The sequence below is a fragment of the Urechidicola sp. KH5 genome, assembly GCF_054661455.1.
The window spans coordinates 413,888-429,709 of sequence record NZ_BAAFSW010000003.1; the positions used below are offsets into that span (position 1 = coordinate 413,888).

Consider the following 15,822-nt stretch of genomic DNA (forward strand, 5'->3'; position numbering starts at 1 on the left):
AATTATGCACTTACAGTTGGAACTACAGCTTCATCACTAATAATTACACCATCTTTCAACCTAACGATACGTTTGGTTTGTGCAGCTACTTCTTCTTCGTGTGTAATAACGAAAACAGTCATACCATCATTGTTAATTTCTGTCAACAAATCCATTACAGAATCTGTTGTTGTAGAATCTAAGGCTCCTGTTGGCTCATCGGCCAAAACTACTTTTGGCTTTGTTACTAAGGCTCTAGCAATAGCAACACGCTGTTTCTGCCCACCGGATAATTCATTTGGCAAATGATTTGCCCAATCTTTTAAACCAACTTTATCTAAATACTCTAAGGCAATCTTTAAGCGCTCTTTTCTATTCATACCAGCATAGTACAATGGCAACGCCACATTTTCTAATGCTGTTTTATACGAGATTAGATTAAACGACTGAAAAACAAATCCAAGAAATTTATTTCTTAAAACTGCCGCTTTCTTTTCGTTTAAATTTTCAATTAACTGACCGTTTAAGTAGTAATCGCCTTCATCGTGCACATCTAAAAGTCCAACAATATTTAACAAGGTTGATTTACCAGATCCTGATGAACCCATAATAGATACAAATTCACCTTCTTTAATGTGCAAATCCAGCCCTTTAAGTACGTGAAGTGAATCGTTACCCATCGGATAGGATTTATGTAGTCCTTTAATTTTGATCATGTTGATTTGATTATTTGTTAACGAAATTAAAATTTCGCTTTCATCTTTCTATTAAGATTTTGTTAAAAGACGAATAGGCTTTGATTTTGTAACTTTGCCTTATGAAAAAAGGTAATAAGCAACCAATCATACTCTTTGACGGTGTATGCAATCTCTGTAATACTTCAGTACAATTTGTACTTAAAAACGATTACAAAAAGCAATTCCTATTCGCTTCTTTACAATCAGACGCCGCCAAAGAAATTTTGTTACAGTTTTCTAAAAATAATTCAGATTTAGATTCAATTATTTTAATTTATGAAGGTGAACTCTATCATAAATCGAAAGCTATTTTAAAGGTTTGTGATGTATTAGGTGGAAGATTCAAGTTAGCAAAGATTGGCTATATATTACCAAATAGGTTGCGAGATGCTATATACGATTATATTGCTAAAAATAGGTATAAGTGGTATGGGAAAAGAGAAAATTGTATGATACCTACACCTGATTTAAAAGCACGCTTTTTGGATTAATTGCTATTGTTTTTTCATTTAACTACTTCAAATTCTCTAAAATAAATGTCAACACCTTTTTAGAATTGTTGTTTTCGGTATACGAATCTGTATAATGCTTTGGAGCCACTGCGTAGTTTTTACCCAACAAATAATTTATTTGATCTTTATATTCTAAAGTTACCTTACCCATTAATAAAGGTGAAAGATCCTGCCCCGTTTTGTATTGCTCATACACTTTTTTCAATCCGGTTAAATAGAGGTAATCTTTGGTGAAGCCTCCACCTCTATGTACACGAACACTCACGGTAAAAGCATCTTTTTTCTTCATACCATAGTCACGTAGCATTCTAAAAGTTTCAGAAAAACTATACCCTTTCGCTAACGAATCTACTGCCAAAACACGATACGCAATACGCTTCATCCGATTTAAATTTAGGCTATCTGACATATACTCAGAAAAAACTGCTAATCCTTCTTGCGTTTCTGTATAACTAGGAAATCCGTGTGAGAAAATTTTTAATGGATTTAACAGACCATTAAAAGTAGTAACCATATGTACGCCAATTTCGTGGTTGGTCAATATATCGATGTCTGTTTGAGAAAATGTGTATTCTGAATTTAACACTAAGGTTTGTGTATTATTAAGTACCATAGCAATGGCTGACAGCTTATCTGAATGTTCAATATTGTATTGAAAATCATATCGTTTAGAATAAGTTCTAAACTGCTTTTCTGTAGCTACAACATCAAATTCAGGAAGCAATTTAGCATCCTTATCTGTTGTAAAATGCAAGATGAATTTTGCATTTTCCACTGTTTTTTCAGTAGGTGTACCAAAACAACGTAAACTGTTGTAATAAAACTTCTTACCCTGACCAATAGTACTTATACACTCAATCAATCCAGAATATTCATAAATTATATCTTCATACAACTGCCTAATAATTGGGTCTTCTATTAGATTAATTTTAATCGCAAATAAGGCACGTTGGGTTTCAAACGTATCAAAATCAACCTCTGGGTATTTAAATTTTGGTTCTGTAGTAAAATTAGAGTTAAAAAACTTTTTGCGCTGTTTTTCAATATTTATTGGGTTGATATAATTGAGTAATTCTATTTTCTTAACCAGCGTATCTATCTGCTCATCTATCTCAAATAATATCTCTTCTTGTGTCTTATGCATGTACCTTATTATCTGTGGTTCTCACTAAATCTTGCCGCGTGTTTTGGGAGCAATTCTTGTAATTGTTCTTTAACAGCTCTCACTACTTCTGGAAACATAATTTGCTCCAATTCATCACAATAAATCTTTTTAATTTCTGTGGCCAACACCAAAGTGTTATCAAAATTATTGGTTATAAATTTTAAAAAATAACCATTGCCTTGAAAAGTATCGTTAATTAAAGATGTACTCTCTATATTGTTCGGTAATTCTATAGAGCCTAATATATTGCTCCAACTTTCTATATCTTTTTTAAATCGTTTATTATCTACATTAGCAGTTCCTAAATTCCACGTAGGCACTTCACGCGTCCATCGTTTCCAGTTATACGAATGCATATCATAAACAATTACTGAGGCATGCTTACTTTCTAATTTAGAAATTAAGGCATGTAGTACCTTATAGAATTGTTGGTGTTTGGCTAAACTTAAAGCCTTTTCCTCAATAGAAATTGGTTCATGCCACAATTTTTTACCCCAAGCATCCTCATAAATAGCCGTATCTGGGGCTCTATTTAAATCGTATTCAAACCGTGAATCGCAGCCAGCAATTACTATTGGCGCCCAAGCCACCATTTCTTTGGTTTCTGGGTCTTCTTCAAACCAACGTTCGTATTCAGTATGAGTACAATTATCCCAAAGTGACTTTCTAAACTGATGACCATCGTGCACTGCCCCACAAACATATGGAACATAGCTTTCAATTTTTATGGTAAAAGCATAGTCATAAGAAACTGCTTCAAAGGTTTCTTCTGCATTTATTTTATTAATGATATTTGCTACCGATAATCTTTCCATCCTATTTTTCTATTGGTAGTTCGTGTAAACTCCCCCATTCTGTCCAAGAACCATCGTACACTTTTAAATTATTATATCCTACTATAGTTGCTCCTAAAGCAAGCACACAAGCTGTAATTCCTGAACCACAAGAAAAAATAACTTCTTTTTTCATTACTGGTTCAAAAATTGATTTCAATTCATTTTCTGATTTCATTTTGGTTCCACTTAACAAAGTAGTATACGGAATATTCTCTGAATTGGGTATATGTCCACTTCTCAAACCAGATCGCGGTTCTTCCACCTGAGCCAAAAAGCGATCGCTACTTCTAGCATCTATAATGGCTATGTCATTGCTTTCAATTGCCTTTAAAACTGAATGATGGTCAATAATTTTATTTTCTGTGCAAACAGCTTTAAAATTTCCTTTAACTGAAATGGTACTCGCATTTTTTTGAGTAGGATAACTTTTAAGTTTCCATTCTGGTAAGCCTCCATCTAAAACAGCAATATTATGAAACCCCATTGATTTGAACATCCACCAAATCCGTGCAGCAGAATAATAACCATAACGATCATACACAACAATGCAGCTATTGTTATTCACTCCCATTTCTTGCGCTTTTATCTCAAACTCAGATGATGCAAGCATGGTATTGGGAAATGTAGCATCGGTATTTGAAAACACATTTTTAATATCTAAAAACTGTGCATTCTCAATAAATTCAAAGGATTCCGCACCTTCATTCTTTGCTGTTACCTTGGTAATGGTAGCATCAAAAACCAATAAATTATCAGCATCCAAATTTGAATTCAACCACTCAACAGAAACAATTGGTGCAGGTATTTTAAGCATCCTCTACAGTTTTACGCAAACGCGAACGTTTTTCAAAGGCTTGTAGTTTGTCTAATACTTTGCTCTCTACAAAATCAATAACTTTTACTTGTAATTTGGTTTTATAAACCTTGTTGATATAAGTAATACCTCCCGGGCTCATCACATTCACTTCTACTAGTTTACCACCAATAACATCAATCCCCACAAAATACAATCCATCGTTTACCAACTTAGGACCAATTTGTTTACATAAAGCTTTTTCTTGTTTTGTTAGAGTATGACGTTGTACAGAACCTCCTGCAGAAACATTTGAACGATGATCATCTGTACCTGGAACCCTTCGCATGGCACCTATAGGATCACCATTTAAAAGTAAAATTCTAATATCTCCTTGATCTGCTCCCTCAATATAGTCTTGCAAAATTACATAGTTTGAAGAACCATCGCTATTAGTAATGTAAAAATCTAATAAGGAGTTGACATTTAATTTAGCGGATTTTTCAATCAAAATAACCCCAGACCCTCCAAAACCATTTAATGGCTTTAAGATCATTTTGTCAGATTTAGACTGTTTGATTTGTCGCACTAAATCTTCTTTGTTTTTCGACACATGCGTTGCAGGAATGATATTGCTGTGAGAATCGCCAAAAGCTGCAGTATATAGTTTATTATTAGCCTCACGCATACCTTGCAAAGAATTTACAATAAAAACATCGTCCTTTACAGAATCTAAAAAGTTTAGCATTATTGGATCTAACGGCGGATTTGCTCTAAAAAATAAAACGTCAAAACCTGCGAGCGGTAACATCTCGTCTCTCAATTTAGCTTTGTTGTAAAAAGACTTCATTGAAGCTGGAACTTTTTCCATTCTATTTACCACTTTACAAAATGCATTGGTTACACTATTTTGTATCATTAGACTTTCTGGAGTGCAAAGTGCAACTCCATGTCCTCTCTTTACACATTCGTGTATCAAAGTTAAACTAGTATCGTTGTCTGGGTTTATTTCTTCCCACGGATACATTAAAAAACAAATATTCATAGGTGTTTATTTTATTTTATTGAAACAAATGTTTTTACTTCTGCTTGCTCTGTATGAAAACTGTTATTATCGTAGACATCAAAATCGGCAATATAAGCTCTATTTAAATCACTTTTCCAAATATGTTCCCACGTATCCAAAACACAATGGGGTAATATTCCTTTAGATTCGAAAACCTCATAATTTAATTTGGGAATCTCAATGGCCATCATACCCTCAGGTATATTGGCAAACTGGTCAACTCGGTGTCCTAAAACTGTGGTGTAATAATCATGTTCATCAGATACATAATTGGTATACAAGTTAATAATATCTTCATTTAATTTTGAAGAAATTTTTTCAGAACAATTCTCTTCAAACCAACACTTCCAAAGAGCACCAATATCTATTCGAGATTGATAATCTTTATTAATTGTTCTTACATATATGCCCACAAGTTTAAATGACTCCATTACTTCACCTCATCATAATGATCGTCCCACTCTTTTATATTAGGATCTCCAAGTTTGCCAACAGATTTTGCCACCAACATAGATACGGTTGCATCTCCTGTAATATTAATTACCGTGCGCAACATATCTAATGGTCTGTCTACCGCAAATATCAATGCCAAACCTATAGCCAGTTTCTCAGGTGGAAACCCAATAGATTCTAATACAATAACTAACATTACCATTCCTGCACCAGGTACTGCAGCAGACCCAATTGATGCTAATAATGCTGTTAAAATTATGGTTAATTGATCTGAAAAAGTCAAATCAAAACTCAACGCTTGTGCAATAAAAACAGCTGCTACTGCCTGATACAAACTTGTACCATCCATATTAATTGTTGCTCCAACTGGCAATACAAAACTAGACACTTCTTTATCTACTCCAATGTGTTCTTCAACACGTTCCATTGTTACAGGTAATGTTGCTGCACTCGAACTTGTTGAAAACGCCAACAATTGAGCAGGAGATAATTCTTTTAAAAACCACAAAGGATTTTTACGAGCAATCAAACCAACCATGGTAAGATAAAATGTAACCATTAATAACAATCCAGTTACAACAGTTCCGGCATATTTAAGCAGCGCCAATAAAATATCTGGATCATCAGACGTTACTACAACATTTGCTAAAAGCGCAAAAACAGCATACGGAGCAGAAAGCATTATTAGATCTACCATTTTTAAAACCACTTCATTCATAGAATCGAAAAAGTCTTTTAAAGGTTTTGCTTTTTTCTCACCAATTAAAAGCATTGATATACCCAAGAAAATAGTAAAGAATATAACCTGTAACATAGCAGAGTTATCAGACAATGCTTTAAAAGCATTATCTGGCACCATATCTTCTAAAAATTGCAATGGTCCCGAATTCTTTTGATTTGTTGCTTCTTGTAACTTGGCTTGTACACTACTATTATTAGCATATGTAGATGTTAATTTTTCTATAGTTTCTTCAGAAATTCCATTACCTGGTTGAAAAACATTTACCAATAATAAACCAATCGTAATTGCTACTACAGTAGTACCAATATAGATACCAATAGTTCTTATACCAATGTTCTTAAATTTTGAAATATCTTTTAAATCTGATATTCCTTTTACCAAAGAAGCAATAATTAATGGAACTGCAATTAACTTTAATAGTTTTACGAAAATGGTCCCTAAAGGCTTTATCCAATTAGTAACAAAAGTAGCTCCTCCGTCAACTGATGTCATGAATAAACCAAAGAGAATACCCATTACCATTCCTATCAAAATTTTCCAATGCAGTGCAAGTTTTTTCATCTATATCTATCCTTATTTTACAATTTTGAAAGTTAACAATATTTTTAAAAATCTATAGGCTTAATCTCTTATAAAATTGAGTCCTATTTTTAGTTTGATTATCAATTGAAATTGTATTTTTGAGCCAAATTTTAGAAATGGAAAAATTAAAAGAACGATGGGGAATTAAATCAAACTGGGCAATTGTTGCAATATTAATCGTATTTGCAATTAATGGTTCTTTTGCCGCCTGGGTTGCAGGCCCCATTACTGAATTTCTTGGCCTATCTTCTGAAACCACAAAGCCATATGCTTGGTATTTGTTTTTAAGAATTATCTTAATTTTTCCGGTGTACCAACTTACATTACCTCTTGTGGGATGGTGCTTTGGACAGTTTCAATTTTTCTGGAATTTTGAAAAGAAAATGTTGCGAAGAATGGGATTCAAACGTTTTTTTCCTGAAGACTAAGAAGGTCTTTCTACATCTTTTACTATTACTGTCGATTCTTTCATAAATAGTTGTTCATAAACCCAACTTAAGGTAAAGGTTGGTATGACGTCTGTGCCAATAAATCCTGCTTCTTCTCCAAAAGAGATTATACTCGCAACTTTTGAGAATGCTCCCTTGTACATTTTTAAAATTAGATAAGCAGATAACGGAGCCCAAATAACATCAAATAATTCACCTAGACCTGGGATCAGAAAAGATAGCATACCAACACCATCTAATAAGATACTGAGTAAAAGCTTTTTGTATTTGGGTTTCATATGTACAATATAACTAATAAAAAAGGGAAGTATTTTACTTCCCTTATATTTTTTTGATTACATCGATTTTTTGAGTTTATCGCGATACGCTTTTTGAAACTTTTCTAATTTAGGTCGAATCACAACCTGACAATACCCCTGACTTTGATTATTTGCATAATAATCTTGATGGTATTGCTCTGCTTCATAAAAAGCATCAAATTGCGTCACTTCTGTAACTATAGGATCTTTAAAAACTTTGGCTTCTTCCAACGCTTCTATTAAATTATTTGCAGCTTTTTGTTGTTCTTCGTTATGGTAAAAAATTGCAGAACGATATTGAGTACCTCTATCAGCTCCTTGACGATTTAATGTTGTAGGATCGTGCGTATTAAAAAATACTTCTAACAATGTATTGTAATTAATTACTTGCGGATTGTAGGTAATTTGTATTACCTCAGCATGTCCTGTTCTACCAGAAATCACCTCTCTATAAGCAGGATTTTTAATATGCCCACCAGAAAAACCTGATGCTACTTTTTCTACTCCTTCTAATTGCTCAAAAATGGCTTCCGTACACCAAAAACAACCTCCACCAAAGGTTGCATAACTCCTATTTTCCATAAATTCTAATGGTTCTATTTTAACAGTTTCATTGCGCTCACTTTTAGAATTATTTGTTCCAAAACAAGCTATTACAATAAATGAAACCATTAACAATACTGAATATTTTTTCATTTGTAATTATTTCGTGCTTCAGTCGAGGCACGCATTTGCTTATTACAAACTTACACTTTAAAAAGTGGTTTCTTGGCATATCCTTAACATTTATGGCTATATTTATAACAACCAAACTCTATCCAATTAATGGATATCTGTTTTTATGGAAAATTCTATTTTAACTACAGTAGTTTTACCAATTTCTTTAGCGATTATAATGCTAGGCATGGGATTAACTCTAACTATTAATGATTTTAAAAATGTTTTTAAAAACCCTAAAGCAACCATACTAGGCCTAACAAATCAAATGCTGATTTTACCTCTGATTGGTTTTCTGTTTGCTACCATATTTAATATAGATCCGATATTGTCTATCGGTGTATTATTAATTGCTTCATGCCCTGGAGGCGCAACGAGTAATTTAATTACGCATGTGGCAAAAGGAGACATTGCACTATCTATCTCTCTAACCGCCATTACAAGTATTGCGACAGTTTTTACAATACCATTAATTCTATCTTTTGGTTTAGCTCATTTTGTTAACGAAAGTGGGACTGTAATAGAATTACCAGTAGTACAAACCATGGGGCAAATCACTGGAATTACTATTTTACCAGTTAGCATAGGTATGTTTATAAAACATAAAAATGAAGCTTTTGCTAAGCGAATGGAAAAACCCATGCGTGTTGCATCTACCGTTATTTTTATTGCCGTAGTTGTTGGGTTAATAGTTGCAAATACTGAAATCATTGCTGATTCCTTTGTAAAAATAGGCTATATAGTTTTGCTTTTAAACGAACTCACCATGTTAATTGGTTATTATACATCTAAACTATTTAAGCTTAATTTAAAGCAATCAATTAGTATTACAATAGAGAGTGGTATTCAAAACGGAACATTGGCTATTGTTATCGCTTTAAGTATTTTACAACGTGCCGAAATTGGTGTACCTGCAGTGGTTTATTCCCTTATAATGTTTTTTACCTCAGGATTTTTAATGTGGTATTTTGGGAGGAGGAAAGATTAGATGTTATTAAATTTAATTGACTCTTGAATTAAAAATAACGACCCTCGCTTAACTACTGATATAATCAATTGAAACAGACCATATCAGAACATTGGCGGTAATTACATTAAACTTTATCTGATTTTAAGAGTCTAAAAATGAAATATTAAATTATAATGAAACAGATTTTTGCAAGTTTACTAATTATGGTTTCTTTGATTTCATGTGATAAAGATGATAATAATATAATTATACCAGAAACCTCAATACCAACAGTGAAGTGGAATGCTACCTATGAAGTAACTATTACGGAAGACATCACTTACGCAGAAGGATTAAGCCATGACAGCTTGAATAGTATTAATTCCTCGGTAATGCCTTTATTGATGGATTCTTATGTTCCAAACAACAATTCACAAAATCGACCTGTGCTTATGTTAATTCATGGTGGAGGATTTGTGGGAGGGACAAAGCAACAGGAACCCCTCGTTGATATGGCTCATTACTATTCTGCAAGGGGTTTTGTCGTGTTTTCAATAGATTATCGACTTAGAGATAATAAAGGAACTGTACCACAAGAATGGATAGACGGATCTTCCGATATTCCTCCTACGAATCTTGGCCAATTTTTTGCTATATACCCTGCACAAAGGGATGCTAAAGCTGCTTTAAGATGGATAGTAGCCAACGCATATAATTATAATATAAATACAGACTATATCACAATTGGTGGTGGTTCAGCGGGAGCAACAATATCAATAGGAATTGGGGTGTCAGATTTAGGTGATTATAAGGACGAACTCACTCTAAATGAAGACTTTACTTTGTCATCAACTAACCTTTTTGAAACATATGAAGTGCAAACGATTTTAGACTTTTGGGGTTCTGACAATACAATTGAAGTGTTAGAATTGATTTATGGATACGAAAGGTTTGACTCAAATGACCCAGCAATGTTTATAGCTCATGGTACAGAAGACCCCACCGTACCTTTTAGTAGTGCTGAAGATTTAAAAAATATATGTGAAACAAATGAAATTGATTTTGTTTATTATCCATTAGAGGGCAAAGGTCATGGTCCCTGGGGTGCCACTGTGAATGGAAAAAGCTTATCAGATTTATCTTTTGATTTTATAGTGGACAACCAAAATTTAAATGTCGAATAAAAACTACCGCCAACAATGTATATAAAAAATAGGCGAAATAGTAATATAATCAAAGCTTTTGGCCCGTTTCCAACTTAATGCTTAACCGAAAGTTTGGTACTTCTAAATCGCCTACTTTCCATATACTAAACGTTGAAACACATTCAACTAACGTTGAACTTTTGTTGCTACGTGCTTTGCACTCCCACCCCAAAAGAAATGTGTTTCAACAAACTGCTAAACCAAATTACACAATCGCCTATCTATAAAATATCAACGCTAGTTGGGCATCGAGCCGAAACGATGTCTCAACTATACCTAAACGTAATTTGGATCTGTATTTTGCGTTCTCAATAATCAGAATTTGACAAATATTGATAATTAAATTATCTATTTGACGAACTATTATCGAAGTGAAATAGGAAGTCCACTACTCCGATAATAGTTGTTCAAATTCTTTATATTTACTCTTAAAACACAGAACTACGTTTAGCAGGTTGTTAAGCGAAACTTTTCAAAATTCAATTAAAATCACTCCCCTCTTGGTATCAACGCATAAGGAAACGATACCAAACTCTCTGCACCGTTTTTGCCTACTGCCGCAATACCAAATAAATAATTGTCTATTACAATATTTTCTAGTGTATATTCTTGAACATTGCCTACAAATGTGCTGTACTCCCATTGTGCGCTTGTCGTAGCTCTCCAATACACTTTATACCCAACAATATCGCTATCATCGCTTTTATCCCATTTTAATCTAGTTGAAGGTTGCACCGCTCCACCTATTTGCACATTGGCAGGAGCCTCTGGAGCCCAAGCCAAACCAGCTAATGTAATACAGTTTACAGCAGTTAATTTAGCAGCATAATCAAAATTTACCCCTGAAAGCACATCACCATAATCTATTCCGTTTTCAGTTCGAATATCTTGATGCTGTCTATTGTAATTTTCATGTGTTTCCATAATTCTAACACCTGCAAAACCCTCGTCATTAAAAGGCCTGTGATGTCCCCCTCTACCAAAACGATCCAGTCTATAAATCATGATGGCATCTAGGTTTTCCATGTAGGCATCTGTTAATTTATCTATGTAGCGCGCTAATTGTCTTGAAGGTCCATCAACTTCTCCACCATAAAAACGCATTAAACGCTTATCGCGATCTGTTGCTTCCATAGAAATGGCTTCAGAAAACACTCTAAAGGTACTATTGTCTATCACACCATCAATACCATGAATGTTACCTATCATATCATTATTTAGCACTCCAATAATATCCCAATTGTTTGCCTTGGCATGAGCAGCTAATATTTTACCACCATACAATCCTTGCTCTTCACCTGATAGACCTACATATACAACAGAAACTGGAAACTCGTATTTAGACAATATACGAGCTGCTTCAAGAGCTCCTGCCATTCCACTAGCATTGTCATTTGCTCCAGGAGAATCCGAGGTATAATTGTTAGGGTCGCTTACGCGAGAATCAATATCTCCAGACATTATTACATATTTGTTCGGATACTTTGTTCCTCTTTGAATTGCTACCACATTAACTACCTTCGTATCAAAAACAATACGTCTACCATCGGCTTTTACAATATCGCTATTATATGATACCTCTAAACAGTTATTACAGTCTTGCGATATCTGTTCAAATTCACTTTTAATCCACCTTCTAGCAGCTCCAATTCCTCTTGTTTCCGAAATAGTATCAGACAAGGTATGGCGCGTACCAAAATTGGCAAGAGTTTCTATGTCATTTGCAAGCCGCTCTGGAGAAGTCGCCTTAGCTATTGCTTGCAATTTTAAATCAACTTCTGATTGCGCTAGACTCGTAGCTACAACAAAACTAAAAAGTAGTATTAAAATTCTCATGGAGTATAATTTTTAAATTCATGTATTGCTTTTTGCATCATTTCATCCGTAACCTCTAAATGAGTAACCAATCGCAACTTGCCTTCTCCCATGCCAATTAACAAAATACCTTTATCTGCCATATTTTTTATAAAGGTATCTTCATGAACTCCTTCACTTACATTAAAGATTACAATATTGGTTTCTACTGGCTCTACCTTAGAAACCCAATTTACAGATTGCAAGCAAGTTTCCAATGATTTTGCCTTTTGATGATCTTCTGCCAATCGATCTACATGATGATCTAAGGCATAGGCTGCAGCAGCGGCCAAATATCCCGCTTGACGCATACCTCCACCAAATAGTTTACGAACACGCAAAGCACGAGCAATAAAATCTTCAGAACCTAATAATAGTGAACCTACAGGAGCTCCTAAACCTTTAGACATACAAATAGAAATAGAGTCAAATAAAGCGCCGTATTGAGCAGGTGTTTCGTTTTTTGCAACTAAGGCATTAAATAAGCGCGCTCCATCTAAATGATATCCTAAATTATTGGCATCACAAACTGCCCTTATTTTCTTCAACTCCTCAAAATCCCAACAAGCACCACCACCTTTATTAGTTGTGTTTTCTACAGCAACTAATTTAGAGTAGGTTAGATGAATATTGTCTTTAGGGTGAATCTTCTCTTCAACTTGAGCGGCCGTAAACATACCTTTATGTCCATCAATTAATGCTGATGTAACACCTGAATTGAAAGCAGCTCCACCCCCTTCAAAATTATATACATGCGCCCATTTATCGCAAATCATTTGATCACCTGGTTGCGTATGAACTTTTATAGCTGTTTGGTTTGCCATGGTGCCTGAAGGAAAAAATAAGGCGGCCTCTATACCAAACATAGCTGCAGCTTTTGCTTCAAGTTCATTTACACTCGGATCTTGTTTAAACACATCATCTCCTACTTGAGCATGCATCATTACCTCCAACATTTCTAATGTTGGTTTTGTAACTGTGTCACTTATAAAATTTACTGTCATATAATTAATTTGTTCCAATTGGTGAGCCATCTGGCATTTTTGGCGCACTAGACTTTTTAAACTTACTTGGATCTTTCTTAAATTGTGAAATAGTTCTTAATAATTCTTGATTATATACTGATTGCGTTATGTTTTTACTTTCACTTAATATCGAACTAATTTCATTGATTTTAGCATTGGCAATTGCTTTGGTTTGCAAAAAGGAATTGTCACTTACGGCCAATGCCATAAGTTGATTTAAAAATTCAATATTAACAACATACTGAAGTTCATTGCTGTAATTGTTTTTATGCTGTTTTTTGAATGTGTTTTTAATTAACGTATCAATAAGTTCATCCAATCCTAATTGACTATCTTCTAAGCTTTTATGCTGAATTAATCTGTTGGTACGCTCTGGGTGTAGTAATAAGCTCAATGGTAACGCAACAGCTGTGTTTACTGTACTAAAGTAGTCAAATGCCACACCGGTTTTACTTTTAAAAGACTCTCTAGTTCTATTGTACCCAATTGCTCTAGGAGGAAAAAGTGCTAAATGTTCTTCTGAAATTTTTAAGTTTTCTACATCTAATGTATTTAACAAAGCTTCTAGCGCTTTGCGTTCTGTTTTTCCATCGACTCTTGTTACTTTTTGATGAGGCCCATTTTTTACTGCATACGAATAATCTAAACCTCCAATCAATTTTACAACTGCTTCGGTTTGATATCTATGAAATAAATATAACGGCACAAAAACATCTTCTAATACACTATATGGTTCTTTTGATTTGATATTTGCTAAAGAGAAATTTTCCAAGCCCAAAGACCTTACTTCCAAAATACTTTCTAACTCTTCAGCTAAATCCGATCCATTATCCCATAAATGGGCTGTAGCACTTGCACTTCCAGTTGGTCGTGCATCAGCATCAGATAGATATTTATGTCCGTTTTCAAAGGCTGCATCTAAAATTTCTTGTAACTCCGCAGATTCATTCTCTACAAAATCTTGATAAGCGTAAGCTACTGTAACCTTATCCCAATCACCAATACCAACAGCATAGGCATTTGAAAAATCAATTTTATTATCAACTACTTTTAACAATGGATGCGGATAATCCATAACCGACGATCTATTTACTGTACTTGCCGAAAAGTTATGTGCAAACCCTAAGGTATGACCTACTTCATGTGCCGATAACTGTCTTATTCTAGCCAAGGCCATTTCTAAAGCAAATTGATCTTGAGTTGTTGCTGTCTTATAAGGAGCTTGCAATGCTTGGGCTATTAAAAAATCTTGTCTAATTCGCAATGAACCTAGACTAACATGACCTTTTATTATTTCTCCAGTTCTAGGATCAGAAATACTTCCGCCGTAACTCCACCCTCTTGTAGATCTATGTACCCATTGAATTACATTGTATCTTAAATCTAAAGGATCTGCATCTTCTGGTAACATTTTAACCTGAAAAGCATCTTTATAACCAATAGCTTCAAATGCTTGATTCCACCAACGAGCACCGTCTAACAAGGCAGAACGTATAGGTTCTGGAGCTCCTCTATCTAAGTAATAAACTATTGGTTCTACAGCCTCGCTCACAGTTGCCGAAGGATCTTTCTTTTCTAAACGATGTCTATATATTAAGCGTTTGATGATTGATTGATTTACAGGAGTAGCGTAGTCCATATAACTCATTGGATACCCACCAGATCTAGGGTCAAACGCTCGTGGTTTATATTGATTGTCTGGTAATTCTACAAATGAATGATGTTGATGCACTGTAACTACCGATGCATCTGGAGCAACACTTCTAATGTGACCTCCTGTAGGTTTCCCAGTAAAAGTTAATATTGTTTCAAATTCGACATTCTTAGGGAACGCCTTTGTTCTGTCTAGATATACAGCACTTTTACTTTTATCTAATTTATAATTCCCTTGTTTATTTCTTGATAAGGTATTTGAAACGCCATGGGCATCTCTCATAAAAAAATCAGTAGCATCAATTAAGTGTACATTATTTTTAGTTTCAATAATTTTAAACCCGTGTAGAACCGATTTTGCAAATGCCTCAGTAATTGAATTACGTTCGTCCTCATTATCAGTTATTGCTCTATATCGCTGGTTAGGCTGGACCAAGAGTAATTTATTTCCTGCCTTTTGAAATTTCACTACCACTCCGTTACCCAATTGCCCTCTATCAATGCCAATATCATTAGAACCAATTCCTTGAGCCATGGCATGCACATATAGAAATTCTGCGTCTATTTCGGAAACTTCTAAGTAGATTTTATCTTCTGAACCTACATAGTAAAAGTCAAAATAACCACCGAATTTTATAACCTCATTTTTATCTGATAAAAATTGTGCAAAAACAGACTGCACAGCTAAGCATAAGAACATGCTGAGAAGTAGTTGTTTCATTTGTTTGAAAATTTGCTTAAAAGTAATTAAATCGTTGGACAATTTCAACGCAGTGCACCATGCAATCCTAAATAAAATTCTATTT

Annotated in this window: 16 protein-coding genes; 4 read left to right on the forward strand and 12 right to left on the reverse strand. The window is 34.2% G+C overall.

The window, feature by feature from the left end; all coding sequences use genetic code 11:
- Positions 1–2: 2 nt before the first annotated feature.
- Complete coding sequence (locus ACYQ5R_RS10325) at positions 3–695, reverse strand: ABC transporter ATP-binding protein (protein WP_460190862.1); 693 nt, start codon at positions 693–695, stop codon at positions 3–5.
- Positions 696–796: 101 nt separating this feature from the next.
- On the opposite strand from ACYQ5R_RS10325, the gene ACYQ5R_RS10330 reads away from it, so the two are divergent.
- The gene (locus tag ACYQ5R_RS10330; protein WP_460190863.1) at positions 797–1,207 is read left to right on the forward strand and encodes a thiol-disulfide oxidoreductase DCC family protein; all 411 of its coding nucleotides are present in this window, start codon (positions 797–799) and stop codon (positions 1,205–1,207) included.
- Positions 1,208–1,229: 22 nt separating this feature from the next.
- Here ACYQ5R_RS10330 and ACYQ5R_RS10335 read toward each other — a convergent pair whose 3' ends face one another.
- The 6 genes from ACYQ5R_RS10335 to ACYQ5R_RS10360 are packed head-to-tail and all read right to left on the reverse strand — an operon-like array spanning position 1,230 to position 6,844.
- Positions 1,230–2,372 (reverse strand): flavohemoglobin expression-modulating QEGLA motif protein, encoded by a 1,143-nt coding sequence (locus ACYQ5R_RS10335; protein ID WP_460190864.1) that lies wholly within the window; start codon positions 2,370–2,372, stop codon positions 1,230–1,232.
- Between the two features lie 8 nt (positions 2,373–2,380).
- Entirely contained in the window at positions 2,381–3,208 is an 828-nt protein-coding gene (locus tag ACYQ5R_RS10340) for an N-formylglutamate amidohydrolase (RefSeq protein ID WP_460190865.1), read from the reverse strand.
- 1 nt (position 3,209) lies between these two features.
- Entirely contained in the window at positions 3,210–4,043 is an 834-nt protein-coding gene (locus ACYQ5R_RS10345) for a sulfurtransferase (RefSeq protein ID WP_460190866.1), read from the reverse strand.
- Positions 4,036–5,067 (reverse strand): glutathione synthase, encoded by a 1,032-nt coding sequence (gene gshB, locus ACYQ5R_RS10350; RefSeq protein ID WP_460190867.1) that lies wholly within the window; start codon positions 5,065–5,067, stop codon positions 4,036–4,038. Before gshB ends, ACYQ5R_RS10345 begins: the two co-directional genes overlap by 8 nt.
- An 11-nt stretch (positions 5,068–5,078) precedes the next feature.
- Positions 5,079–5,519 carry a GyrI-like domain-containing protein gene (locus ACYQ5R_RS10355; RefSeq protein WP_460190868.1) on the reverse strand — a complete coding sequence of 147 codons (441 nt, stop codon included), beginning with the start codon at positions 5,517–5,519 and terminating at the stop codon, positions 5,079–5,081.
- Positions 5,519–6,844 (reverse strand): dicarboxylate/amino acid:cation symporter, encoded by a 1,326-nt coding sequence (locus tag ACYQ5R_RS10360; protein ID WP_460190869.1) that lies wholly within the window; start codon positions 6,842–6,844, stop codon positions 5,519–5,521. Before ACYQ5R_RS10360 ends, ACYQ5R_RS10355 begins: the two co-directional genes overlap by 1 nt.
- Before the next feature lie 137 nt (positions 6,845–6,981).
- On the opposite strand from ACYQ5R_RS10360, the gene ACYQ5R_RS10365 reads away from it, so the two are divergent.
- A complete protein-coding gene (locus tag ACYQ5R_RS10365; protein ID WP_460190870.1) occupies positions 6,982–7,293 on the forward strand; it encodes a DUF6787 family protein in 312 nt (103 codons plus the stop codon).
- On the opposite strand, the gene ACYQ5R_RS10370 is transcribed toward ACYQ5R_RS10365, so the two are convergent.
- Both ACYQ5R_RS10370 and msrA read right to left on the reverse strand, forming a co-directional pair.
- Positions 7,290–7,592, reverse strand: a complete 303-nt coding sequence (locus ACYQ5R_RS10370; protein WP_460190871.1) for a hypothetical protein — start codon at positions 7,590–7,592, stop codon at positions 7,290–7,292. The genes ACYQ5R_RS10365 and ACYQ5R_RS10370 overlap by 4 nt on opposite strands.
- 57 nt (positions 7,593–7,649) lie before the next feature.
- Positions 7,650–8,309, reverse strand: coding sequence for a peptide-methionine (S)-S-oxide reductase MsrA (gene msrA / locus ACYQ5R_RS10375; RefSeq protein WP_460190872.1), 660 nt, complete (start codon positions 8,307–8,309; stop codon positions 7,650–7,652).
- Between the two features lie 145 nt (positions 8,310–8,454).
- On the opposite strand from msrA, the gene ACYQ5R_RS10380 reads away from it, so the two are divergent.
- Positions 8,455–9,318, forward strand: a complete 864-nt coding sequence (locus ACYQ5R_RS10380) for a bile acid:sodium symporter family protein (protein ID WP_460190873.1) — start codon at positions 8,455–8,457, stop codon at positions 9,316–9,318.
- Positions 9,319–9,473: 155 nt separating this feature from the next.
- On the forward strand, positions 9,474–10,463 hold the full coding sequence (locus ACYQ5R_RS10385; RefSeq protein WP_460190874.1) for a carboxylesterase family protein: 990 nt from the start codon (positions 9,474–9,476) through the stop codon (positions 10,461–10,463).
- Between the two features lie 510 nt (positions 10,464–10,973).
- Here ACYQ5R_RS10385 and ACYQ5R_RS10390 read toward each other — a convergent pair.
- Genes ACYQ5R_RS10390 through ACYQ5R_RS10400 form a run of 3 tightly spaced genes read right to left on the reverse strand, consistent with a single transcriptional unit; the run spans position 10,974 to position 15,737 of the window.
- Positions 10,974–12,320: a M28 family metallopeptidase gene (locus ACYQ5R_RS10390; protein WP_460190875.1), complete on the reverse strand. Its 1,347-nt coding sequence runs from the start codon at positions 12,318–12,320 to the stop codon at positions 10,974–10,976.
- Entirely contained in the window at positions 12,317–13,342 is a 1,026-nt protein-coding gene (locus ACYQ5R_RS10395; protein ID WP_460190876.1) for a threonine aldolase family protein, read from the reverse strand. Before ACYQ5R_RS10395 ends, ACYQ5R_RS10390 begins: the two co-directional genes overlap by 4 nt.
- Before the next feature lie 4 nt (positions 13,343–13,346).
- Positions 13,347–15,737: a zinc-dependent metalloprotease gene (locus tag ACYQ5R_RS10400; protein WP_460190877.1), complete on the reverse strand. Its 2,391-nt coding sequence runs from the start codon at positions 15,735–15,737 to the stop codon at positions 13,347–13,349.
- Positions 15,738–15,822 lie beyond the last annotated feature (85 nt).

Coding starts and splice junctions, on each gene's coding strand:
- ACYQ5R_RS10325 (WP_460190862.1), bottom strand. CDS start 695: ATGATCAAAATTAAAGGACTACATAAATCCTATCCGATGGGTAACGAT.
- ACYQ5R_RS10330 (WP_460190863.1), top strand. CDS start 797: ATGAAAAAAGGTAATAAGCAACCAATCATACTCTTTGACGGTGTATGC.
- ACYQ5R_RS10335 (WP_460190864.1), bottom strand. CDS start 2,372: ATGCATAAGACACAAGAAGAGATATTATTTGAGATAGATGAGCAGATA.
- ACYQ5R_RS10340 (WP_460190865.1), bottom strand. CDS start 3,208: ATGGAAAGATTATCGGTAGCAAATATCATTAATAAAATAAATGCAGAA.
- ACYQ5R_RS10345 (WP_460190866.1), bottom strand. CDS start 4,043: ATGCTTAAAATACCTGCACCAATTGTTTCTGTTGAGTGGTTGAATTCA.
- gshB (WP_460190867.1), bottom strand. CDS start 5,067: ATGAATATTTGTTTTTTAATGTATCCGTGGGAAGAAATAAACCCAGAC.
- ACYQ5R_RS10355 (WP_460190868.1), bottom strand. CDS start 5,519: ATGGAGTCATTTAAACTTGTGGGCATATATGTAAGAACAATTAATAAA.
- ACYQ5R_RS10360 (WP_460190869.1), bottom strand. CDS start 6,844: ATGAAAAAACTTGCACTGCATTGGAAAATTTTGATAGGAATGGTAATG.
- ACYQ5R_RS10365 (WP_460190870.1), top strand. CDS start 6,982: ATGGAAAAATTAAAAGAACGATGGGGAATTAAATCAAACTGGGCAATT.
- ACYQ5R_RS10370 (WP_460190871.1), bottom strand. CDS start 7,592: ATGAAACCCAAATACAAAAAGCTTTTACTCAGTATCTTATTAGATGGT.
- msrA (WP_460190872.1), bottom strand. CDS start 8,309: ATGAAAAAATATTCAGTATTGTTAATGGTTTCATTTATTGTAATAGCT.
- ACYQ5R_RS10380 (WP_460190873.1), top strand. CDS start 8,455: ATGGAAAATTCTATTTTAACTACAGTAGTTTTACCAATTTCTTTAGCG.
- ACYQ5R_RS10385 (WP_460190874.1), top strand. CDS start 9,474: ATGAAACAGATTTTTGCAAGTTTACTAATTATGGTTTCTTTGATTTCA.
- ACYQ5R_RS10390 (WP_460190875.1), bottom strand. CDS start 12,320: ATGAGAATTTTAATACTACTTTTTAGTTTTGTTGTAGCTACGAGTCTA.
- ACYQ5R_RS10395 (WP_460190876.1), bottom strand. CDS start 13,342: ATGACAGTAAATTTTATAAGTGACACAGTTACAAAACCAACATTAGAA.
- ACYQ5R_RS10400 (WP_460190877.1), bottom strand. CDS start 15,737: ATGAAACAACTACTTCTCAGCATGTTCTTATGCTTAGCTGTGCAGTCT.